The 24,784-nt window shown below is 68.1% G+C and carries 25 protein-coding genes; 12 read left to right on the forward strand and 13 right to left on the reverse strand.

Annotation, left to right across the window (positions count from 1 at the left end; translation table 11 throughout):
- Nucleotides 1-188 precede the first annotated feature (188 nt).
- From BCM27_RS01320 to BCM27_RS01330, 3 genes are all read right to left on the reverse strand, one after another.
- Nucleotides 189-1,436 (reverse strand): oxygenase MpaB family protein, encoded by a 1,248-nt coding sequence (locus BCM27_RS01320; protein ID WP_004021411.1) that lies wholly within the window; start codon nucleotides 1,434-1,436, stop codon nucleotides 189-191.
- A 184-nt stretch (nucleotides 1,437-1,620) separates the two neighbouring features.
- Nucleotides 1,621-2,418 (reverse strand): CPBP family intramembrane glutamic endopeptidase, encoded by a 798-nt coding sequence (locus tag BCM27_RS01325; RefSeq protein ID WP_004021410.1) that lies wholly within the window; start codon nucleotides 2,416-2,418, stop codon nucleotides 1,621-1,623.
- Between the two features lie 32 nt (nucleotides 2,419-2,450).
- A complete protein-coding gene (locus BCM27_RS01330; protein ID WP_033204727.1) occupies nucleotides 2,451-3,203 on the reverse strand; it encodes a DUF2470 domain-containing protein in 753 nt (250 codons plus the stop codon).
- Between the two features lie 159 nt (nucleotides 3,204-3,362).
- Here BCM27_RS01330 and pheA point away from each other — a divergent pair, with 159 nt between their 5' ends.
- Together pheA and BCM27_RS01340 are read left to right on the forward strand one after the other, a co-directional pair.
- Nucleotides 3,363-4,334: a prephenate dehydratase gene (gene pheA, locus BCM27_RS01335; protein WP_004021408.1), complete on the forward strand. Its 972-nt coding sequence runs from the start codon at nucleotides 3,363-3,365 to the stop codon at nucleotides 4,332-4,334.
- Complete coding sequence (locus BCM27_RS01340; protein WP_004021407.1) at nucleotides 4,334-4,993, forward strand: histidine phosphatase family protein; 660 nt, start codon at nucleotides 4,334-4,336, stop codon at nucleotides 4,991-4,993. The genes pheA and BCM27_RS01340 overlap by 1 nt, the downstream gene beginning before the upstream one ends.
- Before the next feature lie 117 nt (nucleotides 4,994-5,110).
- Here BCM27_RS01340 and BCM27_RS01345 read toward each other — a convergent pair whose 3' ends face one another.
- The 4 genes from BCM27_RS01345 to BCM27_RS01360 all read right to left on the reverse strand — a co-directional run bounded on the left by BCM27_RS01345 (nucleotide 5,111) and on the right by BCM27_RS01360 (nucleotide 8,072).
- The gene (locus BCM27_RS01345; protein ID WP_004021406.1) at nucleotides 5,111-5,611 is read right to left on the reverse strand and encodes a hemerythrin domain-containing protein; all 501 of its coding nucleotides are present in this window, start codon (nucleotides 5,609-5,611) and stop codon (nucleotides 5,111-5,113) included.
- A gap of 95 nt (nucleotides 5,612-5,706) precedes the next feature.
- Nucleotides 5,707-6,057 carry a metallopeptidase family protein gene (locus tag BCM27_RS01350; RefSeq protein WP_004021405.1) on the reverse strand — a complete coding sequence of 117 codons (351 nt, stop codon included), beginning with the start codon at nucleotides 6,055-6,057 and terminating at the stop codon, nucleotides 5,707-5,709.
- Between the two features lie 4 nt (nucleotides 6,058-6,061).
- Nucleotides 6,062-7,219 (reverse strand): septum formation family protein, encoded by a 1,158-nt coding sequence (locus tag BCM27_RS01355; RefSeq protein ID WP_004021404.1) that lies wholly within the window; start codon nucleotides 7,217-7,219, stop codon nucleotides 6,062-6,064.
- 109 nt (nucleotides 7,220-7,328) lie between these two features.
- Nucleotides 7,329-8,072, reverse strand: a complete 744-nt coding sequence (locus BCM27_RS01360) for a PaaX family transcriptional regulator C-terminal domain-containing protein (RefSeq protein WP_239450643.1) — start codon at nucleotides 8,070-8,072, stop codon at nucleotides 7,329-7,331.
- Nucleotides 8,073-8,195: 123 nt separating this feature from the next.
- Here BCM27_RS01360 and BCM27_RS01365 point away from each other — a divergent pair, with 123 nt between their 5' ends.
- From BCM27_RS01365 to BCM27_RS01375, 3 genes are all read left to right on the forward strand, one after another.
- The gene (locus BCM27_RS01365; RefSeq protein ID WP_004021402.1) at nucleotides 8,196-9,845 is read left to right on the forward strand and encodes an acyl-CoA dehydrogenase family protein; all 1,650 of its coding nucleotides are present in this window, start codon (nucleotides 8,196-8,198) and stop codon (nucleotides 9,843-9,845) included.
- Nucleotides 9,838-10,857 carry a crotonase/enoyl-CoA hydratase family protein gene (locus BCM27_RS01370; RefSeq protein WP_004021401.1) on the forward strand — a complete coding sequence of 340 codons (1,020 nt, stop codon included), beginning with the start codon at nucleotides 9,838-9,840 and terminating at the stop codon, nucleotides 10,855-10,857. Before BCM27_RS01365 ends, BCM27_RS01370 begins: the two co-directional genes overlap by 8 nt.
- A 399-nt stretch (nucleotides 10,858-11,256) precedes the next feature.
- Nucleotides 11,257-12,501, forward strand: a complete 1,245-nt coding sequence (locus BCM27_RS01375) for an HNH endonuclease signature motif containing protein (protein WP_004021400.1) — start codon at nucleotides 11,257-11,259, stop codon at nucleotides 12,499-12,501.
- A 94-nt stretch (nucleotides 12,502-12,595) separates the two neighbouring features.
- Here the strand turns inward: BCM27_RS01375 and BCM27_RS01380 are convergent, their stop codons facing one another.
- On the reverse strand, nucleotides 12,596-13,567 hold the full coding sequence (locus BCM27_RS01380; protein ID WP_004021399.1) for a cation diffusion facilitator family transporter: 972 nt from the start codon (nucleotides 13,565-13,567) through the stop codon (nucleotides 12,596-12,598).
- Between the two features lie 51 nt (nucleotides 13,568-13,618).
- Here BCM27_RS01380 and BCM27_RS01385 point away from each other — a divergent pair, with 51 nt between their 5' ends.
- The 3 genes from BCM27_RS01385 (at nucleotide 13,619) to BCM27_RS01395 (ending at nucleotide 16,338) form a co-directional block, all read left to right on the forward strand.
- Nucleotides 13,619-14,062 carry an ankyrin repeat domain-containing protein gene (locus tag BCM27_RS01385; protein WP_004021398.1) on the forward strand — a complete coding sequence of 148 codons (444 nt, stop codon included), beginning with the start codon at nucleotides 13,619-13,621 and terminating at the stop codon, nucleotides 14,060-14,062.
- 66 nt (nucleotides 14,063-14,128) lie between these two features.
- The gene (gene serS, locus BCM27_RS01390; protein ID WP_004021397.1) at nucleotides 14,129-15,388 is read left to right on the forward strand and encodes a serine--tRNA ligase; all 1,260 of its coding nucleotides are present in this window, start codon (nucleotides 14,129-14,131) and stop codon (nucleotides 15,386-15,388) included.
- 14 nt (nucleotides 15,389-15,402) lie between these two features.
- Nucleotides 15,403-16,338, forward strand: coding sequence for a hypothetical protein (locus BCM27_RS01395; RefSeq protein WP_004021396.1), 936 nt, complete (start codon nucleotides 15,403-15,405; stop codon nucleotides 16,336-16,338).
- A gap of 25 nt (nucleotides 16,339-16,363) precedes the next feature.
- On the opposite strand, the gene BCM27_RS01400 is transcribed toward BCM27_RS01395, so the two are convergent.
- On the reverse strand, nucleotides 16,364-16,939 hold the full coding sequence (locus BCM27_RS01400; RefSeq protein WP_004021395.1) for a TetR/AcrR family transcriptional regulator: 576 nt from the start codon (nucleotides 16,937-16,939) through the stop codon (nucleotides 16,364-16,366).
- A gap of 73 nt (nucleotides 16,940-17,012) precedes the next feature.
- On the opposite strand from BCM27_RS01400, the gene BCM27_RS01405 reads away from it, so the two are divergent.
- From BCM27_RS01405 to BCM27_RS01420, 4 genes are all read left to right on the forward strand, one after another.
- A complete protein-coding gene (locus BCM27_RS01405; RefSeq protein ID WP_004021394.1) occupies nucleotides 17,013-17,447 on the forward strand; it encodes a VOC family protein in 435 nt (144 codons plus the stop codon).
- Nucleotides 17,448-17,504: 57 nt separating this feature from the next.
- Nucleotides 17,505-18,392, forward strand: coding sequence for a DMT family protein (locus BCM27_RS01410; protein ID WP_004021393.1), 888 nt, complete (start codon nucleotides 17,505-17,507; stop codon nucleotides 18,390-18,392).
- Nucleotides 18,393-18,468: 76 nt separating this feature from the next.
- Entirely contained in the window at nucleotides 18,469-19,722 is a 1,254-nt protein-coding gene (locus BCM27_RS01415; RefSeq protein WP_004021392.1) for a lipase family protein, read from the forward strand.
- Between the two features lie 34 nt (nucleotides 19,723-19,756).
- Nucleotides 19,757-20,266: a GNAT family N-acetyltransferase gene (locus BCM27_RS01420; RefSeq protein WP_004021391.1), complete on the forward strand. Its 510-nt coding sequence runs from the start codon at nucleotides 19,757-19,759 to the stop codon at nucleotides 20,264-20,266.
- A gap of 80 nt (nucleotides 20,267-20,346) precedes the next feature.
- Here BCM27_RS01420 and BCM27_RS01425 read toward each other — a convergent pair whose 3' ends face one another.
- The 4 genes from BCM27_RS01425 to BCM27_RS01445 all read right to left on the reverse strand — a co-directional run bounded on the left by BCM27_RS01425 (nucleotide 20,347) and on the right by BCM27_RS01445 (nucleotide 24,764).
- Nucleotides 20,347-20,559, reverse strand: coding sequence for a hypothetical protein (locus tag BCM27_RS01425; protein WP_004021390.1), 213 nt, complete (start codon nucleotides 20,557-20,559; stop codon nucleotides 20,347-20,349).
- Nucleotides 20,560-20,991: 432 nt separating this feature from the next.
- Nucleotides 20,992-22,428 (reverse strand): lipase family protein, encoded by a 1,437-nt coding sequence (locus BCM27_RS01435; RefSeq protein ID WP_004021389.1) that lies wholly within the window; start codon nucleotides 22,426-22,428, stop codon nucleotides 20,992-20,994.
- Between the two features lie 100 nt (nucleotides 22,429-22,528).
- Nucleotides 22,529-23,143, reverse strand: coding sequence for a TetR/AcrR family transcriptional regulator (locus BCM27_RS01440; protein WP_004021388.1), 615 nt, complete (start codon nucleotides 23,141-23,143; stop codon nucleotides 22,529-22,531).
- A gap of 16 nt (nucleotides 23,144-23,159) precedes the next feature.
- Nucleotides 23,160-24,764, reverse strand: a complete 1,605-nt coding sequence (locus BCM27_RS01445; protein WP_004021387.1) for a Rieske 2Fe-2S domain-containing protein — start codon at nucleotides 24,762-24,764, stop codon at nucleotides 23,160-23,162.
- Nucleotides 24,765-24,784 lie beyond the last annotated feature (20 nt).

Below are 24,784 nucleotides of genomic sequence, written 5' to 3' on the forward strand. Positions count from 1 at the left end.
ATGCTGCTCGCGCGGAGGTCGTTTCGTCACCTCCGGTCGGAGGTCAGAGGTGCGGGCCCATGACCGGGGAATCCGTGTGATCTCGAGCCCGGAATCCGGGCACAACATCATCCGGATCCGGTGCCATCGGCTCCCGGGTCCCGGACCGCGTCACGACGGCGCAGCGAACGACAGCCCCGATGCGTCGATCAGCGCTCCGCGAGTGACCCGATCTCCGGTGCATCGGGGCCGAAGTGGCGGAAGAGGGCACGACGCCGTGCGCGAGCGCCGGTCCATTCCAGATAGCGCGGGCCGACCGGCGTCCGCGCGATGACCTGGTAGGTGAGCGTGTTGCGCACCCAGGCGAGACCGAAGGCCCAGGGCAGGGCCGGCCGCAGACCGAGGTCGCGCATGCCGCGTACCCCCAGGAAGCCCTGCAGCATGCTGACCAGGCGCGCTCGGGTGTAGCGCGCGGCCACGCGGGGGAACAGCCGGTAGTGCAGGCGACTCTGGGCGTCGACGATCGCGGTGGTGAGCGCCGCACCGGCGTCGGTCACGTCGTGTTGCGTCAGCAGGACCGCGTAACTCAGCTGATGCTGGTCGCGTTCGGAGTCGAAGAGCCAGTCGTCGTCGACGCCGATCAGCCAGCCGACGTACTTCCACAGGTGCATCAGGGCACGCGAGTCGTCGCGGCTCACGGGGACCCCGAGCGCACGGACGCCCATCATCAAGGCGCCGCTGAACAGGTTGAGGGTGGCGGCAAGGTCGGACTGGTTGATCGGCAGGCCCCACTGGTCGATGTCCCAGCGACCGTTGTGTTCGTACCTCTCGTTGACCAGGGCATGCATCAGGCGCACGTGGACGGTGAGCCGCCAGCCCTCGCCGTCGCGTGCCATGCCACCCGGCTCGCCGACCGCGATGGCCCAGGTCTGTGTCTCACCGAGTCGTCGGATGACGGTGTTCCCGGTGAGTCCGCCGGTCGCGACCAGCAGGTCGGCGGGTCCGCCGAAGCGGTAGCCGCCGATCAGGGAGAGCTGCAGCAGGACGTCGTTCGCGTTCTGGCCGAAGCGTCGGTAGACAGCGGCGCCGCGGTCGCAGAGGTCGGGATCGACCCAGTCGGGCGTCTTCTCGACCAGCGCGAAGAAGTCACGAAGCGCGGCCGGGGCGTCGGACGGCATGTCGCCGGCGAGCGCCTGCTCGAACTGGCGCATCGTCACCCGGCCGTCCACACCTCGGGGCAGGCGCATGGCCCGGACCAGCGTCGCGGCGGGTTCGTCCCGTGTGCGCAACCGGCGTCCGAGCTGCGCGAGCTCGTCGTCATCGGGTTCGCGAAGGTGGTTGTAGACCTTCAGGAGTTTGCCGATGCGTCGGCCGCGGGACTCGGCGGCCCGATGCCGTCGCGGGAAGGGGAGGCTCGCCGGCTCGGTGGCCGGGCCGGGCGGCACATCGACAGTCATGAGACGAATCTAGCGAATCATCTCACCGTGTTCAACGGTGCTCGGGTAGGGCGCACAGTCGACGGAAGTGGACGCACGGTCGACGAAAACGGACGCACAGTCAACGGAGATGGACGCACGGTCGACGAAAACGGGGGCACAGTCGGCGGGAAACGATGCACGGTCGACGGGTGTCGGGGGCCGCTCACCCGACCCACGACAGGTGGTCCCGGAGCAGCCCGTATCCGACGAAGGCGACCACGTCGATGACCGCATGGGCGATGACGAGAGGCCACACGCGACCGCTGACCTGATAGAAGCGGCCGTACACGAGGCCCATGACCAGGTTGCCGACGCCGGCACCGAAGCCTTGGTACAGGTGATAACCGCCGCGGAGGATCGCGCTGGCGGCGAGCGACGCGCCGTCGGACGCCCCGAGCTGACGCAGCCGGGTGATGAAGTACGCGACCACGACGATCTCCTCGGCGGCGGCATTGCCGATCGCGATCAGCACGAGAACCGGCCACTCCCACCAGGTGTCGGCCTGGCTGGGCACGAGGCTCGCGTTGAGGCCGAGGGCGCGCGCGACGGCGACGAGTGCCAGCCCGGGGAGGCCGATGATCGCGGCCAGAACCAGACCGGCGGGGACGTCGCGGCGCGGGGCCCACCGGCCGAGTCCGACTCGCGCGAGTCCGATTCCGCTGCGCCACAACAGGTACACGCCCAGGGCGGCGATGGCGAAGAGTCGGAGTCCGCTCATGACCTGCCGGACGGCGTCGATGAGGTCGAGGTCGGAGCGGCTGGGATTGAGGGCGACGGTTGTCTCGCCGATGCCGCCGGCGAGCTGTGCCTCGAGCAGGGCGAGCGCCGCGGAGAGTGCCGAGAACGCGAAGGTCAGGACGCCGACGATGACCAGTTCGACGATGATCCCGCGTCGTTCGATCCGGTCGGTGACGACCGGTATGCCGTGCGGGGACGGCTTCAGGTACTCGCGCAAGGCCATGGCGGCCAGCCTAGGGGCCGGCCGGCCTGGGGTCAGTCGGGCATCGAGTTCAGAAACGGGCAGCCCGCGAGGTTGCGGAGCGCGCGGGACAGTTCGAACACGTCGGAGACCGGGCGGGCGAAGGGGAGTCGGACGTCGGAGTCGCCGTCGCGGCCCTCGATCCGGAAGCGGATGCCGAAGCGGTCGAGGCCGAGCGGCCGCACGCGTCCGGTGCGCAGGTCGGCGGGTAGTTTGCGGACCAGCTGTCCGACGATGTCGGCGTGATCGGAGTCGAGGTGCTCGAGCCAGCTGCCCTCGTGCTCCCAGAACGGGTCGGGATCGGCGTCGGCTAGTTCGGTGGCCGGGACCGAGGCCGCTCCGTCCGAGGACGCGATGACCGCGGTGTCGACCTGCAGACGGAGCATCGACGCACCGTGCCCGATGTCGAGGAGTCCGTCGTCGGGATGCTCGGCCGCGATCTCGATGGCGAGGTCGCGCTCGAGGTCGCGCGGGACCTCGTGCAGTGTGCCGTTCAGCCAGATCACCGATCGGACGCGCTCACGCAGGTCGATGGGCGCCCAGTCGGTGACCTCCAGCATGGCGGGGACGCCCTCGGCGACGTCGACGATCCGCATCGCGTCGCCGTCGGTGGGCACGAGGACGAAGGCCTGGGACTCGAAGAGGTGCACGACGTCGATCGGGGTGGCGTCCGCGCCCTCGACGGCGAGGATGGCGGAACCGACTCGACGACAGGCCGTTTGGATCATCTCGGCATCCGTCGGGCGGTCGGTCGTCGTTCTCGTCATGACAGTCTCTCCGGTCGGCGTCGCGGGGCGCGGGTCGTATGAAAGGTAACCCTAACCTAAATTCCCCGAGCGCATGCGTCAATGGTTTCGGTACACCTGCGTCGAGGTCGGGACGCATACGCGAAACGGTCTCGACGGGCCGGCTTCCACTAGTCTCGTGTGGTGCCTGTGATCGCCTACTTCGGCCCGCCCGGAACCTTCACCGAAATGGCACTCGACGCGGTCCTCGCCGCACATCACGACGACACCGCCGGCCTCGACCTGTCCGGCGAGATCGAGCGTGTCGCCGCGTCGAGTCCCGCCGCCACCATCGCCATGATCCGCAGCGGTGATGCCGAGTACGGCTGCGTGCCGATCGAGAGCTCGCTCGAGGGTTCGGTGCCCGCGACGATGGACGCGCTGGTGCCGTCTACGAGCGACGCCGCCATCGGGCGCGTGCAGGCTTTCGCCGAGACCGTGCTGGACATCTCGTTCGCGATCGCCGCGGTCACGCCGCTGCCCCCGGACGAGGTCCGCACCATCGCCGCCTATCCCGTTGCGTCCGCGCAGGTGCGTCGTCGGGTGGGTGAGCTTTTCCCGAATGCCGAGTTCGTGATCTCGAGCTCCAATGCCGCTGCCGCGCAGGACGCCGCGGCGGGCAGGGCGGATGCCGCGGTCACGACCGGACTCGCGGCGAGCCTGTCCGGGCTGGTGGTGCTCGCCGACGGCGTCGCCGACGCGCGGGACGCGACCACAAGGTTCCTTCTGCTCGGTCGGCCCGGGGTCCCAGTGCCCCGAACCGGCGCCGACCGGACGTCGGTCATCCTCGACCTGTCGAACGAGCCGGGCAGCCTGATGGCGGCGATGAACGAATTCGCCTCGCGCGGAATCGACCTCACCCGTATCGAATCGCGCCCACAGCGCGACGAGGCACAGGGGCGCAGCATCGCCGGACGGTACCGGTTCTTCCTCGACGCCGTCGGTCACATCGACGACGCCGCCGTCGCCGAAGCGCTTGCCGCCCTGCATCGCCGGTGTGAGCGCGTGGTGTTCCTCGGGTCGTGGCCCGCGGTGCGCACCACCGGCGCCACGCCGCCCGATCACACCGAGTCGCTCGCCTGGGTCGACTCGATGCGCCGAGGAGGCAACTGATGGCGCGCCTGCACCTGGTCCGCCACGGCGAGACCACCTCGAACGTCATGCGCCGCCTCGACACCGCCCTGCCCGGTGCCGCACTCACCGATTTCGGTGCGCGGCAGGGCGTTCGGTTCGGCCTGGAGAACGCTCCGGAACACCACGCGGTGTTGCTCAGTTCGCGTGCACTCCGCGCACGCCAGACCGCCGAACTCATCGGCTCGGTGTGGGACGTGGAGACCGCGCCGATCGACGGTGTGCACGAGGTGCAGGCCGGCGATCTGGAGGATCGCACCGACCGCGAGTCCTATGAGGTCTTCCAGGACATCATGCACCGCTGGCACGACGGCGATCTCGACGCACGCATCCCGGGCGGCGAATCCCTGGCGATGGTCTACGACCGGTACCTGCCGACGGTCGAGGACCTGGCCGACATGTACCTCACCGGACCGGACCAGCGCGATGTGTTCCTGGTGAGTCACGGTGCGGCCATTCGCCTGGTCGCCGCACGGCTGGCCGGGATCGACTCCCGGTTCGCCGCGGCAACCCACCTGGGCAACACCGGTTCCATCGAACTGGAGTACTCCGACGGGCTGTGGGTGTGCCGGCGATGGGGTGCCGCGACGGCCCCGTTCGAGGTGGTCGACGAGCCGCTCGTCGACGAACCGATGGGCTGAGGGCGTCACCCCGTTCCCTGAGGAGCGAGCTTGCGAGCGTCACTCCGTTCCCTGAGGAGCGAGCTTGCGAGCGTCACCCCGTTCCCTGAGGAGCGAGCTTGCGAGCGTCTCGAAGGGCTACTTGATGATGGCGTCGACCGTCTTCTTCAGGGCCGAGGGTTGCGAGGGCCGGCGCGGAGCCTTCTCCCGGCGGCGCAGCATCTCCTCACCGATCTCGCGCAGTTCCTTGCGGCTCAATGCGTCTCGGACCTTCGGGAACCATTCGTCCTCTTCCTCCTCGATGTGGTGCTCGACGTTCTCGATGAGGACGGTGGTCTTGGCGTCGAATCGCTCGGCGTCCGGCGAGAGGGCGGCCAGCTCGACGACGAGGACGTCGGCGACGTGGTGCTCCTCGTAGGACTCGAGGATGTCGTCCTCGAGGTCGGGCACGCGCTTGCGGATCTCCGGGTACATCACCTCGTTCTCGATGTACGTGTGCACGGTGAGGGCCTCGATGATCTTGTCGACGATCTTGCCCTTGGTCTTGACGGCGTTGTCGCCCTGCGACTTGAAGTCGCGGAACAGTTTGCGGATCTCTTTGTGCTCATCCCGGAGGATGACGATGGCGTCTGAGGACATGGACGTACTCCTGAGATAGAGGGCTGCTCGATCTGCTACCCCTCGTACCTCGTTCCGTCGCAGGTCAAACATCGAACCCGGTGGACGCGGCGCCACTACCCCCAGCCGTTGGCGTGCAGCCAGTCGTCGTCGATGCCGAAGTGGTGCGCGATCTCGTGGACGACGGTGACCGCGACCTCGTGCACGACCTCCTCCCGCGAGTGACACATCGCGAGGATGGGATCGCGGTAGATGGTGATGGTGTCCGGCAAGAAACCGCCGTAGTCGCTGGTCCGCATCGTCAGTGCCACACCGTGATACAGACCGAGGATGCCCGGCTCCTCGGGGTTGGACGGCTCGACGAGGATGACCACGTTGTTCATCGCGTCGGTCAGATCGGTCGGGATGGTGTCCAGGGCATCGGAGACCAGCCCGTCGAACTCGTCGTCGGACATCGGAACGGGCATCGGCTCAGCCCGCCGGGGCCGGGGCTTCGTCGGGGTTGGGCGCGATCCCCGGTGGAAGCGGCACCGGGGTGGGTAGAGCACGCCCCGGAGGAGCCTCCGGAGGCGCGACCGGTGCCCGCCCGTTGATCAGCAGGGCGCCGCCCTTGGCGTCGCCGACGAGGGTCGCGAACCCGCCGCGCTTGTCGGGGAGGCCCAGGTAGCACACCACCTTGCGGCTGCCGGCGAGCCAGCTCGGCTCGCTGAGTACCGACCACTGGACATTGAGCGTGGTCGCGTCGAGCGGCTTGCGCCCGCCGGCGAACCGTTCGGCCTGGACCGGACAGATCGACCCGAGGTAACCGTTCTGTGCACCGGTCGGCGGCCACGGCTTGTTCGACATCCGGTCACCGAAACGGACCGACAGATCGACGATCCCGGTCGTCTGGAAGGCGTGGGGCTCAGCGCAGTTCACCGCGAAGCCGGTCGGGGCGCGGGTCTCGGTGTCGATACCGACGCACGTTCCCTCGGGCCAGACGTAGGACTGGTTCTGATCGGCCACCCGGCCGGAGAACTGGACCGGCGCACCGTCGGCGCCGTTCTCCTGGACCCCGCAGCGCAACTGTCGCGCGCCCTTGTCCCACTGCGCCTGTGACGGGTACATCATGCCGACCGCGAAGCGGCCCTGCGGGTCGAGGCGCCCGTCGAGATACTGGTCCACCATCACCGGGCACTGCTCGTCGCGGATCGCGGCGAACCGCTCGGCACCCGGCCAGAGAGCGTCCTCGCCGAACTCGGCGCCGGGGATCAAGGCGGTGTCGATGGCGCCCGCGACCTCGAAGCGGTGCTTCTGCTCGCACGGTACGTCGACCGGCTGCCCGGGGTTCCCGGCCGGCCAATCGAGGCAGTCGCCCGCCACCGACTTGGTGAAGGCGTTCTCGATGAGCCGTTCGCCTTCGCCGATGTTGCTGCCGCCGACGCTGCCGCTGTCGTCGAAGACCCCCGTCGCGAAGGCGATCCCGCCCGCCACGATCGCGCCGACGACGATCGCGCCGAGGATCACGAAGACCGGATTGCGGGCGAAGTTGCCTGGTCGGCGGGCTCCACCGGCCGGTCGGCCGGATGCGGGCGCGGTGGGCGCGTCGGCATCGGCGGGGCGGCTGCGGTCGGGGTCGGGCGCGTTCATCGGGATCCATCATGCCTAACGGACCCGACCGGGCACACCCTCGTGCTCGGATGCTCCGACGCAGCCATGCCCAGGATGGACGCCAACGCGCGGTCTGGTGCCTGTTCGGTCACCCGCGGTCGGACGCCATGTGTCGTGCGGCGAGTCCGGTGAGCTCGTTGCGGAACTCCTCGTACGCGTCGCGGAGACGATCGCCCGGCCACGGCTCCGGTAGTAGTTCGCCGGGCAGGAGCGGGTCGCGCAGGATGTGGCGCACGATGGCTGCGGCGATCTCGAAGCGGTTCGCGATGCCGGGCGCCGCCGCGAGCGCGTCGAGCAACTCATCGGCCGACGATGCCCAGGCCGACGGTGTGAACAGGCGGGAAGCCAGGTCCGTCGACGCCTCCTCGGGAGCTGCACGGAAGAGGTTCAGGCGTCGGCGCAGGTCCGGGGAGAACTCGAGGTCGAGATTGGCCGGACGCGCCCACACGCCCTCCCGGATCTCGCCGAGTCGTGCTTTCTGCAGTGTGTCGCGCAGGAGCGCACGTTCGGTCGAACTCTCGGAACCGACGGTCACGACGGCGAGATCCCACATCCCGTCCCAGTCGCGCCGCGCCGGATGCAGTGCGTGGTCCTGTCGTTGCTGTCGTTCGAGGAGCCGCGGCGAGAGCCGGCAGCGACCGTTCGTGCGTTCCAGATCTCCCGCGGCGACCAGTCGCGTGAGGGCCACGCGGACGGTCGATTCGCGCAGACCGAGGTCGGTGGCCATCGCCACGATCCCGGTGATCGACGCATCGGGCGAATCGAGTCCGAGCAGCGCACTGAGAATGACCGAACGCGCCGTGAGCTTGGGAATCTCCACGCGTCCGGGCACGCGGTCGATGCTATCGGCCGACTCGTCGCACGTCGCCACACGCGGATATTACTGAACTATAGCGAGCGCGTGAGAAGTGTAATACGGTGGATGGCGACCCCGATCAGGAAGGTGGGTCAGGCCATGTCCACCCATGTCGTCACCAATCAGGTCCCCGAACTCGTCGACTTCGACTCCGCGGACACCCCGGCCATCGCCGAGGCGGTCCATCGCGCGGGCGCCGACCACATGCTCGAGGAGTTGCACCGGATCGGCCGGCTGGCCGGGGGCGCCGAGGCGCTCGGTTGGGGCGATCTCGCCGAGTCCCGCCCCCCGGAGCTGCGGACCCATGACCGGTACGGCAACCGGGTGGACGAGGTCGTGTACGACCCCGCCTACCACCACCTCATGCGGACGGGCATCGGCCTCGGCCTCGCCGGAACCGCGTGGTCGAACCCGAGCCCGACAGCGCATTTCGAGCGAGCCGTGAAGTCGAGCGTGTGGGGACAGGTGGACGCCGGACACGGATGTCCGATGTCGATGACCTACGGGGTGGTGCCTGCCCTGCGCGCCAACGCCGAGCTCGCCGAACTCTATGAACCGCTTCTGGTCTCGACGACGTATGAGCCCGGGCTCCGGAGCCCGCTGTCGAAGGCGGGACTGACGGCCGGGATGTCGATGACGGAGAAGCAGGGCGGGTCCGATGTCCGCGCGAACACGACGACCGCAGTCGCGCAGTCGGATGGCTCGTATCGCATCACCGGGCACAAGTGGTTCACCTCCGCGCCGATGTGCGATGTGTTCTTGGTGCTGGCACAAGCGCCGGGAGGTCTGTCGTGTTTCTTCGTACCGCGGGTGCTTCCCGACGGGACGCGCAACACCTTCCAGCTGCAGCGGCTGAAAGCCAAGTTGGGCAACCACTCCAACGCGAGCAGTGAAGTGGAGTACGACGACACCGTCGGATGGCTCGTCGGTGATGAGGGCCGCGGCGTGGCGACGATCATCGAGATGGTCAACATGACCCGCCTGGACTGCACCCTCGGGTCGGCGACCGGCATGCGGGTCGGCGTCGCCCAGGCCGCCCACCACGCCACCCACCGTCGGGCCTTCGGTGCCGCGCTCGTCGATCAGCCGTTGATGCGCAACGTCCTCGCCGATCTGGCGATCGAGTCGGAAGGCGCGACGATGACGGCGCTGTGGCTCGCGGAGTTGACCGACCGGGCCGTCGCGGGCGACCAACGGGCCGACGCCCTACGACGGATCTCGCTCGCGGTCAGCAAGTACCACGTGTGCAAGCGGGCGCCGATCCATGCCGCGGAGTCGCTGGAGTGCCTGGGCGGCAACGGATATGTGGAGGAGTCTCGGATGCCGAGGCTCTACCGGGAGGCCCCGCTCATGTCGATCTGGGAGGGGTCGGGCAACGTCGCCGCCCTGGACGTGCTGCGGGCGATGGTCAAACAACCGGACACGGTGACCGCGTTTCTCGACGAGATCGACCGCGCGGCAGGGGCCGACCGCCGCCTCGACGCCGCTGCGGCCGATCTGCGGCGCGAGTTCGATGACCTCGATGAGATGCAGTACCGAGCCCGCCGGGTGGTCGGCCGCATGGCCCAGCTCCTACAGGCCTCCCTGCTGGTGCGCAACGGGCACCCGGCCGTCGCCGATGCGTTCGTCGTGAGCCGCCTCGGCAACGACCGGGGTGATGTGTTCGGCACGTTGCCGACGGGGGTCGACACGGCGTCCATCATCGAACGCGTGATCCCGAAGACGGTGCAGGAGAACACACATGGTTGAGTCGAGCGGCTCGCGCCCGGCCGCGTGGCGCGACGATCTGCGCCACGGTGAGGACTCGTTGTTCGCCGGACGCGCGGAACGCGAGCCGGACGTCGACTACCGCACGCTCACCTACGAAGTCACCGGCCGGATCGCCCGCATCACCTTCGATCGGCCCGAGCAGGGCAACGCGATCACCGTCGACACCCCGGTCGAACTGTCGCATGCGGTGGAACGCGCCGACCTCGACCCCGGTGTCCACGTGATCGTCGTATCGGGGCGGGGCAAGGGTTTCTGCGGCGGATACGACCTGTCGATCTTCGCGGAGAACGGTGGCGACCCGTCGCAGGCTGTCGATCCCCGGACCGGCTCCGTCCTCGATCCCGTTGTGCAGGCGCGCAATCACGACCCGGGCCGGACCTGGGACCCCATGATCGACTACGCGATGATGAGCAGATTCAACCGCGGTTTCGCCAGCCTGCTCCACGCGAACAAGCCGACGGTCGCGAAGTTGCACGGATTCGCGGTCGCCGGCGGCACGGACATCGCGCTCTACGCCGACCAGATCATCTGCGCCGACGACACCAAGATCGGCTATCCGCCCACCCGGGTATGGGGAATTCCCGCGGCCGGTATGTGGGCACACCGGCTCGGCGATCAGCGCGCCAAACGGCTGCTGTTCACCGGTGACTGCCTGTCGGGCCGGCAGGCGCACGAGTGGGGACTGGCCGTCGAGGCCCCGCCGGCCGAGGACCTCGACGCCCGCACCGAGGATCTCCTCGAGCGGATCGCGCGGATGCCGGTCAATCAGCTCGTGATGGCCAAGCTGGCACTCAACAGCGCGCTCCTCGCCCAAGGGGTCGCCAATTCGGGAATGATCAGCACGGTCTTCGACGGGATCTCCCGCCACACCCGCGAGGGATACGCCTTCCAGCAACGTGCCGCGACCGCGGGTTTCCGGGAGGCGGTCCGCGAGCGCGACGAGGTCAACGGGGACTGGAAGCGGGCCCAATTCCGTTCACCGTCTGAGTGATTCGCTGGTCCCTGACCCGAGTGCAGCGCCCCCTCTGCTCCCTATCCGAGAGCAGCGACCCCCTCTGCTCTCCCTATCCGAAATCAGCGACCCCCCTTCTCTCCTCGCCCGGTGGACGACACCCGATCACCACTCAGGTGGCTTCACAACTCTGACGCTGAAGGGAGCAGTGGAGACTCGCTTCGCTCGCGCATGGGGGGCAACAATCGGGCCACATGCTCCAGAGCGAGGGTTCTTCTGAACCATCCACCTGTGACTGATGGGGTTTCTGTTCACTGTAGTTCACCACGGTTCACCGCTGATGCGTGAGTGATATCAACTGTGGCACAGCTGAAATCGAGAACAAGAGGGTTGTGGAGAAATCTCGTCGTCGAACGTTTTGGCGAGTACCTTGGTGTCATGACCTCGATCACCGAGCTCCGCGACACCCTCACCGGTCTGACTCCACCACCCGACGACGGCACCGGTCGCGCGGTGCTCGACCGACTCGACGAACTACGGGTGCTGCGAAACGTGCTCGATCACCAGATCGCTGTCCACATAGCTCTTCTGGAGGCCTCGGGTGCAGCGGCACGCGCAGGCTCGACGACACGGTCGTGGCTGATCGAGATGGGGATGCCGCCGGCGGTCGCCTACCGTGGTGTGCGGATCGCCGGCGGCCTGGCGTCGTTGCCGAAACTCGCTGACTGCGCCGCCGACGGATACCTCGCCGTCGAGTGCGTCGACGCGGTCGTCCGCGGTATCGCCTCCATCGACAAACGGTCAGCCGCTGGGCTTTTCGACGACGACCGGCAGGTGCTCGAGATCGAGCTGCTCACCCAGGCGTTCTCCGGTGCCACACCCGCCGAGATCGACACCCACGCCCGCTCGATCGCCATGGGTGTCGCCGAGGCTGATCCCGGCACGGTTCCGGCCGCTGATGACGCATCACTGAACACCCTGCACACTCGGGTGACCGACGAGGGCAGAGTCGCCATCACCGGCGATGTGACGGCGGTGATCGGAGAGAAGTTCCTGTCGATGATCGACGAACGATCCGGTCCACGTCCCGAACCCGACGGCGCCGAGGATCGGCGCAGTGTCGGCGAACGCCGCGCCGACGGCCTGGAACTACTGCTCGATCAAGCGGCGATCGGCGCGGCGATGACCACCGCCGGAGCACCCCGCACCCAAGTACTGGTCACCATTCCCGCCGACAACGCGGACCCGGCGCGGTTGCCGTGGGTCGGGGCGATATCGGCCGCATCGGCGCAGCGACTGTCGTGTGACGGTGGGGTGGCCGAGATCGTCCTCGACGCCGAGGGTGTGCCGTTGCGGATGGGCACCACCAAACGGCTGTTTCCGCACCATCTGCGGCAGGCGATCATCGTCCGGGATGCGTGTTGTGTGAAATGTGGTGCCCCCGCTGCACATACGCAGGTCCACCATCTGGTCCATTGGGCTGACGGTGGTCCCACGGATCTGGACAACGGGTGCCTGCTCTGCCAACGCTGTCATACCCAGGTCCACCGCCACAGTTGGCAGGTGGTGATGGGACCCGACCGGCATCCGTGGTTGATCCCACCGGCCGACATCGACCCCAAACGCTCACCCCGCCCCGCCTACAACCGGCGCACCATGCGACTCGACGACGCACTCGTTTAGACGCCCCGCGCACCAGACCCTCCGGCGTCGACCCCGATGCCACACGACCTTTGACAACTCCACAGTGTGATATGACCACCCGCGCCCGGTGGGATCAGGGAGCGTCGGGCACGAGGTCGACATCCCCGGGCGCGGACAGGGTCAGCACCGCTTCGGTGATCCGCGGGTCGCGCTCCAGCTCGTTCTCCAGTTCGCGCAGGGCGACCGCCACCGAGGATTCTGCGTCGTCGCCCGCGAAATCGACTGCGGCGACCAGGAACAGCTGAACGGGCCCGGTGTACTCGACGTGTAGGTAGGTCACCCGATCGATGTTGCTGTGCGCCAGTAAATCTCGGAGGACTCGGCGCTGAACGACGTCGTCCACTGCCTGTCCGAGCAAGAACCGGCGGTTCTGGTTGATCAGGACGATCGCGACGATCCCGAGCAGCACACCGACCAGGATGGAACCGATCGCGTCGTAGGTGGCCGACCCGGTGACCTGGTGTAGGAGTACGCCGACGAAGGCGATCGCCAGACCGATGAGTGCTGCCGCGTCCTCGGCGAAGACCGCACGCAGCGTCGGGTCCGAGGTGCGGAACACCTGCCGGAGCAGGCCGATCCGGCGCTTGACGGCGCCGCGCTTGGCCTGCTGGTACGACCGCACGAACGAGATTCCCTCGAGCACCGCGGCGACCGCCAGGACCGCGTAGGCGATGCCGTAATCCGTGGCCGGTTCGGGCGACAGGAGTTCGGAGATCCCGTGCTGCACCGACACCGCCGCGCCGACCGCGAACAGTCCGAACGCGGCGAACATCGACCAGATGTACGCTTCGCGCCCATAACCCTGCGGATGGGTGGAGTCCCGCGGGCGATGCGCACGACGTTCCGCGACCAGCAACAGGATCTCGTTCCCGGTGTCGGCCCACGAGTGCGCGGCTTCGGCGACGAGCGATGCGGACCCGGTGATCATCGCCGCACCCGTCTTGGCGACGGCGATCAGCAGATTCGACACGAAGGCGATGACGACCGTCAGGAAACTCTCGCTGGGGCCGCCGGATTCGTGCTGCGCTTCGGGAGGAGGAGACACTGCGGTCAGTCTCGCACACGGCGGGGTGCCACCGGTTCCATCCTGGCGGAGATGCCGGGCGGCACGCCTACACTCGCGGGAGTGGCAGCCCACCCCGATGATCGACCGGCTTCCGGTGCCCCCAGTCCCGACGTCGTCGAACTGGCCACCCGGCTGTTCGACATGGCACGGTCCGGCGACGCCGAGACACTGAGCAGTTACCTCGATGCAGGCGTGCCGGCAGATCTGCGCAACCAGTCGGGTGACTCGCTGCTCATGCTCGCGGCCTATCACGGGCACGCATCGACGGTGTCTGCACTCCTCGCCCGTGGCGCCGACGCCGACCTCGCGAACGACAAGGGACAGACGCCGTTGGCGGGCGCGGTCTTCAAGGGTTTCGACGACGTCGTGCGCGTGCTGGTCGACGCCGGGGCCGATCCCTACGGCGGAACCCCGGACGCCGACGCCGCCGCGTCCATGTTCGGTCGTGACGACCTGCGTCGACTGTGGACCTGACCTGTCGGCGCGGGCCGACGCGGCGTGATCGGGTTCGCATCACGCTCTCAAGTAGGGTTTGAAGTCGTGATCGACCTGAAGACTGTTCGCGACAACCCCGACCTCGTCCGCACCTCACAGCGCACCCGCGGTGAGGACCCGGGCCTGGTGGACGCACTGCTCGCTGCCGACGCTGAGCGTCGCGCCGCGATCGTCGAAGCGGACGCGTTGCGGTCCGAGCAGAAGACGCTCGGCAAGCAGGTCGGCAAGGCTCAGGGCGAGGAGAAGCAGGCGCTCCTGGCGAAGGGCAAGGAACTCGCCGAGCAGGTGAAGGCGGCGGTGGCGCGTCAGTCCGAGGCCGATGCGGCAGCCGCGAAGGCTCACCGGGCGATCTCCAACATCGTGGCCGACGGAGCACCGGCCGGTGGTGAGGACGACTACGTGGTCCTCGAGCACGTCGGCGAGCCACGCGACATCGAGAATCCGAAGGATCACCTCGAACTCGGTGAGTCACTCGGACTGCTCGACATGGAGCGCGGCGCCAAGGTGTCGGGGTCGAGGTTCTACTTCCTCACCGGTCAGGGTGCTCAGTTGCAGCTCGCATTGCTGAACATGGCCGCGCAGAAGGCGACGGCGAATGGGTTCACCCTGATGATCCCGCCGGTGCTCGTGCGTCCGGAGGTCATGGAGGGCACCGGGTTTCTCGGTGCCCACGCCGACGAGGTCTACCACCTGGACAAGGACGACGACCTGTACCTGGTCGGCACTTCGGAGGTGCCGCTCGCGGGGTACCACATGGACGAGATCCTCGACCTGTCCGACGGCCCCAAGCGGTACGCCGGGTGGTCGACCTGTTTCCGTCGCGAGGCCGGCAGCTACGGCAAGGACACCCGCGGCATCATCCGCGTCCACCAGTTCGACAAGGTCGAGGGCTTCGTCTATTGCCGTCCCGAGGACGCGGAAGCCGAGCACCAGCGTCTGCTGGGCTGGGAGAAGGACATGCTCGCCGCCATCGACGTGCCTTACCGCGTGATCGACGTCGCCGGGGGCGACCTCGGCTCGTCGGCCTCGCGCAAGTACGACTGCGAGGCCTGGGTTCCGACGCAGGGCACCTACCGCGAGCTGACCTCGACGTCGAACTGCACGACGTTCCAGGCGCGTCGCCTCTCGATCCGGTACCGCGACGAGAACGGCAGACCGCAGACCGCCGCGACCCTCAACGGCACCCTGGCGACGACGCGCTGGCTGGTCGCGATCCTGGAGAACCATCAGCAGCCCGACGGTTCGGTCCGGCTGCCCGCCGAGCTCGCGAAGTTCGTCGGCACCGACGTGCTCACCCCGCGCTGAGCTGAGCTCGTGTCGTGACCGCCGGCATCGTCATCGCGGTGATCGGTTCGCTGGCGTTCGCCGCCGCGGCCGTTCTGCAGGCGCTGGGCGCCGAGCAGGTCGCGCAGCGAGCGGCGATCCGGGAAGAGCGCCGACGATCCGCTGCCGCGCACCCGTCGCTGCGGTCGACCGCGGCGACGATGCTCACGCTGCCGTTCCTCGTCGGATTCGTCTTCGACATCATCGGATTCGTCGCGACGATCGCCTCCGCGCGGATGATCCCGCTCTTCCTGTCGCAGACGATCATCTCCGCCCGGCTGGTGGCAACCGCGCTGCTCGCGATGGTGATCCTGAAAGTTGGACTCACACTGCGGGATTGGATCTCCGGCGGGGTGATCGTGCTGTCGCTGGTGTTGCTCGCGGTCTCCGCCGGTCGCGAAGGCGTGGAGCACACCTCATGGATGCACTGGGCGGTGCTCGTCGCCGGGCCGGCACTGATCGCACTGGGCGTGATCATGATGCGCCGGCTGCGCACGCACATCGCGGCGGTCACCGGTCTCATCGCCGGGGCCGTCTTCGGCGTCATGGCGGTCGCGTCGCGCATCCTGGACGGACTCGACCCCCTCGACCTGTCGGTGCTCTTCACCGACCCGGCGCTGTATGCGTTGCTGCTCAGCGGGATCGGCGGTTTCTACCTGTTCACCGTTGCGCTGCAGACCGGGTCGGTCAACGCGGCGGCGGCTGCACTGGTCGTCGGTCAGACGGTCTTGCCCGGCGCGGTGGGGATCGCGTTCCTCGGCGACGTCACCCGAGCCGGGTGGGGCCCCGTCGCGATCGTGGCCTTCGCCGCCGCCGTTCTGGGTGGGGTGGTCCTGGCGTCGTCGGGCGCGGTCACCGCGGTCGAGACCGCCGACGCGACGAACGCGCCTCGCGGATACGGGCATCCGCCCCGCGAGGCCGATCGCCGCTGAAGCGGTCGTAGGGGCGTCGGTCCCCTCACATGATCGCGCCGAGCAATCGGTCGAGTGCTCGGTGTGTGCGTTCGCGGGCGGTGTCGTCGTCGGGGTGCCGGGCCAGCCAGAGTGCGGCCTCGTTCATCGCCCCCGACAGGAGCATCGTGAGGACGTCGACCAACTCGCCGTCGACCCCGACCGCCTCGAGGGCTTCGCGCAGATGGGCGGCCGAGCCGGCCTCATCGAGTCGACGCCACTCATCCCAGCCGACGACGGCCGGGCCGTCGATCAGCAGTATCCGTACGGCGGGCCCGCTGGTGATCGCATCGACGAAGGCGTGCGAGCCGGCGCTCAATTGGCGCGCCGGGTCGGTGCCCGCGGACTCGGCGGCCGCGACCACCGCGTCGGCGACCCGGTCGTGGCACGCCGCGGCCACGGCCGTGAACAACGCCGCCTTGTTGCGGAAGTGGTGGTAGACCGCGCCGCGGGTGACGCCCGCCGCCTCGGCGACGTCGTCGAGGGACACATCGGCGAACCCCCGCTCGGCGAACTGGCAGGTGGCGGCGGCGAGTACGGCGCGGGCCGTTTCGGCGGCGGCCGCGGCGGAGGCTCTGGGCACGAAGGGTTCCTTTACGTACGTAGCGTATGTATAGTCAGATATACATACTCATCGTACGTAAAGGAGATCAGTCATGGCCATCACCAGCGTGTATCCGGTCCTGATGTCGAACGACGTCACGTCTGCGTCGGCGTTTTACCAGCAGATTCTGGGTTTCGAGGTCACCTTCTCGGCCGACTGGTACGTCAGCATGCGCACCGGAGTGTTCGAGTTGGCACTCGTCGACGCGAGCCATCCGACGATCCCGGAGGGCCATCGCCGAGCGGCCGCCGGTCTGCTCGTCAACATCGAGGTCGACGACGTCGACGATCTGTACCGACGCCTGATGGGCGAGCACGGGTTGCGTCCCGTCCTCGAGTTGCGTGACGAGGAGTTCGGTCAGCGGCATTTCATCGTCGAAGGCCCCGACGGGGTTCTCCTCGACTGCATCCAGCCGATCGCACCGGTCGGCGAGTTCGTCGACGCGTACGTCACAGGCGCCGACGTCACCGGAGCGCAGGCGAACTGACCTCCCAACCATCGCCATCGTCCCGCACGACCGCCCGGGGGTGGCTACTGTTCGACCATGCTGATCGGGATCCTCGCGGCGGTGTTCGCGGCACTGGCGTACGGCACGGCGTCGGTGTTGCAGGCGCGCGGCGCCCAGAGTGTCGAGGACACCGGCGGACCGGGTGCGGCACCGTCACTGCGTTCGACGATCACCGCGATGCTGACGGTGTCGTTCCTGGCCGGGATCGCGCTCGACGGGATCGGGTTCCTGGGCAACATGGTCGCCGCCCGCATGATCCCGCTGTTCCTGGCACAACCGATCGTCAGCGCGAATCTGGTGGTGACCGTCGTGCTCGCCACGATCTTCCTGCACGCGAGACTGTCGGCCCGCGACTGGACGGCGATCGCGGTCGTGGTGGTGTCGCTGGTCCTGCTGGGGTTCGCGGCCGGGGACGAGGGACACGAACACGAATGGTGGTTGCACTGGGCGGTTCTCGCGGCCGGAGTGGCAATTCTCGGTGTCGGCCTCGTGGTCCTGCCGCGGATGCAGAGTCGGGTCTCGGTTCTCGCCGGGTTGTCGGGGGGCGTGCTGTTCGGCGTCCTCGCGGTCGCGGTGCGCATCCTCGACGGCCTCGACCCCTTCGATCTCGGTGAACTGCTCACCGACCCGGCGCTGTACGCGATCATCTTGTGCGGCCCGGGCGGTTTCTACATGTTCACCGTCGCACTGCAGAAGGGGTCGGTGAGCGCCGCATCGGCCGCCCTGGTCGTCGGTGAGACGGTCGTCCCAGGAGCCATCGGAATCCTGGTGCTCGGCGACACCACACGGGCCGGTTGGGGGGCCGTCGCGGTGATCGCGTTCGTCGCCGCCGTGGCCGGTGCGGTGGTGGTCGCGATGTCGCCGGTGGTCGAGGCGGTCGAGCGGGCCGGCGAGAATCCGGTGCCGGACGCCACTTCCGGGTGAACAGCGGTACGCGGCGTCGTGCCGAGTCGGAACGAAACCTGCTGCCGACGCCGCATATCGGGCATGATCATGACTCATGCGGCTTCTCTCCCGCAGCCTCGGAACGCTGACCGCGATCCTCGGGCTGACGACGTCCCTGTCCGTGCTCGCGCCCACGGTGTCGGCGGCTCCGGTTCCCGTACCCGCGGCGGCGCCGGCGCAGTTGCCGTCCCAGGATCCGTTCTATGACCCGCCGTCGGGGTACGAGTCGCGTTCGCCGGGTGCGGCGCTGAGGACGCGACAGGTCGAGTTGGGTTGGCGCGGAACCAGTATCCCGATCTCGGCCACCCAGATCCTCTACCGGACGACGAACCAGTTCGGTGGGCCGACGGCGACGGTCACCACGGTCATCTCACCGCCGGGTGCGCCCGCCGGGGCCCCGCGGCGCGTCGTCTCCTACCACTCGTTCTACGACGCGCTGGGCTCGCAGTGCGACCCGTCGTACACGCTGCGCGGTGGCAATGCGGCCGAGGCGCCGATCGACATCACGCTCATCTCCGGTCTCCTCGCCGCCGGTAACACCGTCGCCGCCCCCGACTACGAAGGTCGCGGACTGCGCTGGACGATGGCACGCGAGTCGGGGTACGCCGCACTGGACGGCGTCCGCACCGCGCTGACCCACCTGCGCGCGCCGGCCCGGACCCCGGTCGGTCTCTTCGGCTACTCCGGGGGTTCGATCCCCACCGGTTTCGGCGCGGAACTGGCCCCGCGCTACGCACCGGAGCTGAACATCGTCGGTGCGGCCGCGGGCGGCGTGCTGGTGAATCCGGCCAACAATCTCGGGTACGTCAATGGCAGTGAGAACTGGGCCGGCGTCATCCCGGCGTTGATGGCGGTGTACGGCGAGACCTACGACATCGACCTGCAGCCGTACCTCTCGCCGAAGGGCAAGCGGGTCCTCGGGCAGGTGGCGGGGGAGTGCATCGAGGCGTTCGCCGACAAGTACCCGGGTCTGACCGATCACCAGCTCCTCGTGCCGACGGTCGGCGGCCTGCTGGACGTCCCCGGCGTGCGCCAGGCGATCTCGCAGAACGTGATGGGCACGCTCGGCACCCCGCGGAGTCCGATGATGCTGGGGGTCGGCAACGTCGACGGCACCGGCGACGGTGTGATGATCACCGCCGACGTCGCACGCCTGGCCGGGTCGTTCTGCAATCGAGGGGTACCGACAACGTTCACCGAGTACCGCGGCTCGAATCACACCCGGGCGTTCATCCCGTGGAGCGCCGACGCGCTCGGATTCCTCGACCGTCGGTTCGCCGGGCAACCCGCCGGCGGGTGCGGCCGATGACCGCCATTTCTGTCGCCGCGACCTGCGGGAAACCGTGAGCAGGTGGACGACGCGCGTCGAGCGCGCCGGAGATGCCGATGCCATCCGCGAGGTGGTGACGGCGGCCTTCCCGACCCCCGACGAGGCGCGGATCGTCGACGAGCTGCGCGCCGATCGCGACGCCTGGATCGACGGGTTGTCGATCGTCGCCACCGACACCGACGGCAGGATCGTCGGGTACGCGCTGTACTCCAGGTGCCGCGTCGACGTCGAGCCCGCGCTCACTCTCGGCCCGTGCGCGGTGCTGCCGTCGCATCAACGGACCGGGGCCGGCTCGGCGGCCATCGTCGCCGGTCTCACCGCGGCGCGAGAACACGGCGAGAACCTGGTGCTGGTTCTCGGTCACGCCGAGTACTACCCGAGGTTCGGCTTCGTCCCCGCGTCCCGCTTCGGCATTCGTGCTCCGTTCGACGTCCCGGACGAGGCGATGATGGCGCTACCCCTCGACGACGCCCGTCCGGTGCCGAGCGGGACCATCGCCTACCCGGCCGCGTTCGGGGTGTAGAACGCGTCTCGCGCCCCAGGGATGGACTCCCTGGAGCGCGAGACCTGCTGCCGACGTGATCCCGCCGAGGGGACGCGGGTTCAGTCGGCGTCGGCCGAGGGACTGGCGTTGGTTCCCCCGTCGGACACCTCGAAGTTCTTCCACTCGCCGTCATCGTGGACCTGCATCACGGTGCCCAGGCTGTCGTCCGGTGCGGCGACGGTCTTGAACCAGTCGTAAGCGCCGGTGGCGTCGTCGAACTCCTTCTCCTCGACGACGTTCTCGTTCGCGTCGACTACGCGGTACTTGGCCATGATGTTCTCCTCACGGTCGATGTGTGCGACGTCTGGTCCCGGGCCCTGTCGGGCCGAAAGTCCTGACGTCATCGTATGAATCGGGTCGCCGACGTGGGGTCGATGTGCGTGCGTCGACGTCGGATCGTGTCTGCACGCAACGGGTCGGTAACGGTCGACTCGGGCAGGTCCCTTCCTGCCGTCCCGGAGGTCTACCCACAATCGCGGCGAGGTAATCCGGAGGACGGACCGTCGGGGTCAGAGGCCGCCGAACGAGTGACTTCGGGTGTCGGTGGGTACACCGCGGAACGACATCGGTGTCGTGTCGTCATGAGGAACGGTGAACGACAGGATCGAGGATCCGGCGTCGAAGCAGCCGATCTTCAAACTCGGTGCGGCGTCGTTGACGCTCCGCGCGCCGGGGTGACCCGACCGCATGTGCCGAGCACCGCGTCACGGCACTCGCGGCGGATTGCCCAACCGCTGGTTGATCACCAGGGCCAGATTGTTGCCCACGAGGTTGACGAACGCGCGCCAGGTCGTCGGGTCGAGCGCCATCGATCCCTGATCGCTTGTCATGCAACCGGTCTGTGCCGGCTTGCCGTTCAGGCGATCCCGCATCCACACGATGGCCGGCGCGAACCCCTCTACAGCAAGGGTGATGTGTTCACTGAAATGATCGCGCACGTATCGCACACTCGCGCCATCGGCGCAGTAGGTGCGGACCAACTCGTTGACCGGGCCCACGGGGGCGATCCAGTCGGGGTTCGACTGATAGATGAACATCGGGAAGTCGGGTGTGTTACTCCCCATCTTCAACTTTCCCAGCACCTTTCGCGGTGTCGGGTGGTCCAGTGGATCGCCCGGCAGGTTCACCAGGCCCTTGATGTTCACGAAGGGGGCGAGTGCGGCCTGGTAGGTGAGGCACAGCGGATTCTTGGTCGCCAGCAGGGCTCTGCCGAGTGGGTTCATGTGTCGCTGGAGGAAACGGGCGAGTTCCGGGTATTCACGGCTGACGCCGATGATCCCGGCCATGATCAGACCCGACGCCGCGTTCTTGTCGGCGAGATCGACCAGCGCTCGGATGTTCGCGGGCACCCCACCTTCGGCAGCGCCGACGATCGGGAGTTCCGGCGCGTACTGCGAGTGCAACTCCGCTGCCCACCCGGTGGCGATCGCGCCGCCGGAGTAGCCCATCAGACCCACCCGCACGTCGTCTCTGAGCCCCAGTGGCGCGAAGTTACGGGCACCCCGGATCCCGTCGAGGGTGATGCGTCCCGCGAGAGGCCCGGCTGCGAAGGCGGATTCGGGGCCCTGATGGTCGGGGATGACGACCGACCAGCCGGCGCCGACCAACGAGGTGATCTGTAGGACCTCGAGGCTCGAGTCCGCCGAGCCGGTCAGCTGCCCCGGGATGGAGGCCTGCTGCAAGGCATACGACGGTGCGCAGTACATCGCGGTGGAGTCCTCCGCGGACTGCCACGACACCAGTTTCGACGGTCCGGGCTTCGCCGGCCCCTTGGGTTTGAGCAGCGTCGCCACGGCCGGGATCGGCTCGCCCCGGGTGTTGGTGGATCGGTAGGAGATCTGCCAGGCGTCGACGTTGATCGGGATCACCGACAGGGCGGCGACATGGACACGCCGGGCGGCGATGAGCTCACCGGGCTTCTTGGTCGCGACCACCGACTGCGGCGGCAGATAGAAGTCCGTGTCGAACTCCGGGATCGCGGGCGGCACCGGGAACGGGAGGGCCGGCGCCACCGGGACCGACGCTGGGGTTGCATTCGCAGCAGCCGAACCCAGTGGTCCGCCGGCGATCAGCGCAACCAGTCCGATCCCGACAGTCAGGCGCACGACGATCCGTGAGCCGTGGCGTTTCCATCCCCGCATGGCAACCCTTCCGAAAAGTGAGACGGAGGTGTCTCACACTTCGGCAGAACATACACCCGGTGTGTCCGAGGACACAACGTCCGGGTGGGCGGCGAATGTCTCAGAGCGTGGTGAAGGCGAGCAGGATGTCGGCGAGAACCGCGACGACGTCGTCGAGTGTGCCGGGTTCAGGCGATTCGCTCCAGCGATGGACCAGGCCGGTGAGTGCCCCGACGAATGCGATCGCGAGGTGGCGCTGCCGCGGCGTCGCGGGGCGATCGGCGAACTCCGACATGGCGTCGACGAAGAACTCGACCCATTCCTCACGGCCGTCGAGGCGGTGCTGCTCGACGCGGGGGCTCACCCCGACGATCTGGACGAACGACACCGCCGCGCGCCGGGGATCGGTGCCCACCGATTCCATGTAGGCGCGCATCGCCGCCGTGCTCAGGTCGCGGAGATCCCGAGAAGGGCTGGCGGCCAATGCTTCTGCCACGGCGACGCGAGCGGCGCCCTGCACGGTGTCGTACAGCGCGACCAGCAGTTCCTCGCGGTCGGTGAACTCCGCGTAGAACTGCCGGCGAGACAGTCCGGCCACCCGGCAGATCGACGTCACCGACGACTTCGCGTAGCCGGTGCCGGTGAACTCGACCAGCGCGGCGTCGAGGAAACGCTGCCGCCGTTCGGCGGCGCGGTCGCTCACCGAACGGCCACCGTACGTGCGTTCGGAGGTCATCGGGGTGGCGATCCGGCTACGAGTCGAGTCTGGACGCGCGGAGGTCGTGTCCCTTCGACGTCAGGCAGCGTCCGGTGGGCAGGTCCCACTGCCATCCGTGCAGATTGCAGGTCAGCTTCTCGCCCTCGATGACCCCGAACTTGCCGAGGTCGGCCTTGAGGTGCGGACACCGCCGCTGGATCTCCCAGCCGTCCTTGGTGATCGACGCCGAGTCGTCGTGCGCCTCGGCGAACCACCCGTCCGCGTAGGCGATCCGCTCGTCGGTGAGGCATTTGAAGAAGGTGTAGAGGAACTCGTTGTACCCGCCGATCCGCCAGGTGGTGAAGCGCGTCGACAGGAAGATGGTGTTGACCCAGTCGGGCTCGTCGTCGCGCAGGACGGTCCGCACCAGCTCGGTGGCGATGCGGAATCCGTAGCGGTACTTGCCCTCTCCTTCTTTCGGCTCACGCACGATGCGGTTCGGGAAGTCGAGGACGACCGTCTCGGTGGCGTCGTTGGCCGCGCCCCCGCCCGGCGTCATGACGAGCCCGACGGGGTAGCCGATGCCGTCGCAGATGAGGTCCGACTGTCGCATGATCGGTTCGAAGAGGTCCCGCAGCGCCGGGAGCAGCGGTTCGCCCTCGGCAGGCGCCCACGACTCCTTCTCGGCGGCGATGACCGGCGCGAACTTCTCTTTCATGCGCTCGAGGTAGGCGCGCTTGTTCTCGCCGAACACGTCGGCGGGGGCATAGGGGTGGGTGACCTCGTTGAGGGTCGGTCCGGTGAAGTCCGCGACCGAGCCCGACACCATCATCAGACCGCGGTGCTTCTCGCCGTCGTCGGTGCCGTGGATACGCATCTGCTCCAGGAACGTCTCCTGGTCGGGGAAAATCGATGTGGTGTCGGCGTTGTCACCCGAACCGAAGTCGTTCAGATAGAACAGATCCTCGTCGAGGAACATCGGCGGGCCGGCCGACGGGACCACCCACGTTGCGCCGACCTGCTCGATGTACGAACGCGCCCGGTCCATTCCGCGTTGTCGCTTCTGAGAGGCGAAGTTGGCCTTGGATTTCCGCGGGATGTCGTAGACCATCGGGTACCAGATGGCACCCGAGTACTGCAACAGATGGACGTCGACGTGTCCGAACGCCTCGTCGACGACGTCGAGGTCGATCGGGCGGGCGTCGTTCATGTTGAAGCAGACGGTCTCGCCGTCGGAGACGATCAGGCCGCTGTCGCCGATCGGCCCGTCGGCGGGCGCGCGCAGCGCGATGATCATGACGTCGAGCGAACCCTTGTCGTTCGTGACCGTCGTCTTGACCGAGTCGGTGGTCTCGACGAATGTGGTGAAGCCGAGCTTCTCCAGTTCGCGGCGCAGGTCCGGCACCGGATAGTCGGGCAGCAGGACCGTGGCGTCCTTGCTGACGTTCTCGCGCAGGTTGCGCTCGTCGAAGTGATCTCGATGCAGGTGCGAGACGTAGAGGTAGTCGCAGTCGCCGAGCGTCTTCCAATCGAGTTCGGAGTTGTCCGGGAAGGGCACCCAGGAGGCGAAGTACGTCGGGTTGACCCAGGGGTCGCAGAGGATCGATCCGGCGGTGGTCTGGATGTGGAAACCGGCATGACCGATGCTGGAGATCTGCACGAGGGGGCCTTTCATGGTGT

The organism is Gordonia terrae (assembly GCF_001698225.1).
GTDB lineage: Bacteria > Actinomycetota > Actinomycetes > Mycobacteriales > Mycobacteriaceae > Gordonia > Gordonia terrae.

What these genes read in the sequence shown, in the direction of transcription:
- BCM27_RS01355 (WP_004021404.1), bottom strand. Translation starts at nt 7,219, where the DNA reads ATGAACGCGCCCGACCCCGACCGCAGCCGCCCCGCCGATGCCGACGCG.
- BCM27_RS01340 (WP_004021407.1), top strand. Translation starts at nt 4,334, where the DNA reads ATGGCGCGCCTGCACCTGGTCCGCCACGGCGAGACCACCTCGAACGTC.
- BCM27_RS01345 (WP_004021406.1), bottom strand. Translation starts at nt 5,611, where the DNA reads ATGTCCTCAGACGCCATCGTCATCCTCCGGGATGAGCACAAAGAGATC.
- BCM27_RS01330 (WP_033204727.1), bottom strand. Translation starts at nt 3,203, where the DNA reads ATGACGAGAACGACGACCGACCGCCCGACGGATGCCGAGATGATCCAA.
- BCM27_RS01325 (WP_004021410.1), bottom strand. Translation starts at nt 2,418, where the DNA reads ATGGCCTTGCGCGAGTACCTGAAGCCGTCCCCGCACGGCATACCGGTC.
- BCM27_RS01320 (WP_004021411.1), bottom strand. Translation starts at nt 1,436, where the DNA reads ATGACTGTCGATGTGCCGCCCGGCCCGGCCACCGAGCCGGCGAGCCTC.
- BCM27_RS01415 (WP_004021392.1), top strand. Translation starts at nt 18,469, where the DNA reads ATGCGGCTTCTCTCCCGCAGCCTCGGAACGCTGACCGCGATCCTCGGG.
- BCM27_RS01350 (WP_004021405.1), bottom strand. Translation starts at nt 6,057, where the DNA reads ATGCCCGTTCCGATGTCCGACGACGAGTTCGACGGGCTGGTCTCCGAT.
- BCM27_RS01435 (WP_004021389.1), bottom strand. Translation starts at nt 22,428, where the DNA reads ATGCGGGGATGGAAACGCCACGGCTCACGGATCGTCGTGCGCCTGACT.
- BCM27_RS01405 (WP_004021394.1), top strand. Translation starts at nt 17,013, where the DNA reads ATGGCCATCACCAGCGTGTATCCGGTCCTGATGTCGAACGACGTCACG.
- BCM27_RS01410 (WP_004021393.1), top strand. Translation starts at nt 17,505, where the DNA reads ATGCTGATCGGGATCCTCGCGGCGGTGTTCGCGGCACTGGCGTACGGC.
- BCM27_RS01365 (WP_004021402.1), top strand. Translation starts at nt 8,196, where the DNA reads ATGTCCACCCATGTCGTCACCAATCAGGTCCCCGAACTCGTCGACTTC.
- BCM27_RS01375 (WP_004021400.1), top strand. Translation starts at nt 11,257, where the DNA reads ATGACCTCGATCACCGAGCTCCGCGACACCCTCACCGGTCTGACTCCA.
- BCM27_RS01385 (WP_004021398.1), top strand. Translation starts at nt 13,619, where the DNA reads ATGCCGGGCGGCACGCCTACACTCGCGGGAGTGGCAGCCCACCCCGAT.
- BCM27_RS01425 (WP_004021390.1), bottom strand. Translation starts at nt 20,559, where the DNA reads ATGGCCAAGTACCGCGTAGTCGACGCGAACGAGAACGTCGTCGAGGAG.
- BCM27_RS01440 (WP_004021388.1), bottom strand. Translation starts at nt 23,143, where the DNA reads ATGACCTCCGAACGCACGTACGGTGGCCGTTCGGTGAGCGACCGCGCC.
- BCM27_RS01370 (WP_004021401.1), top strand. Translation starts at nt 9,838, where the DNA reads ATGGTTGAGTCGAGCGGCTCGCGCCCGGCCGCGTGGCGCGACGATCTG.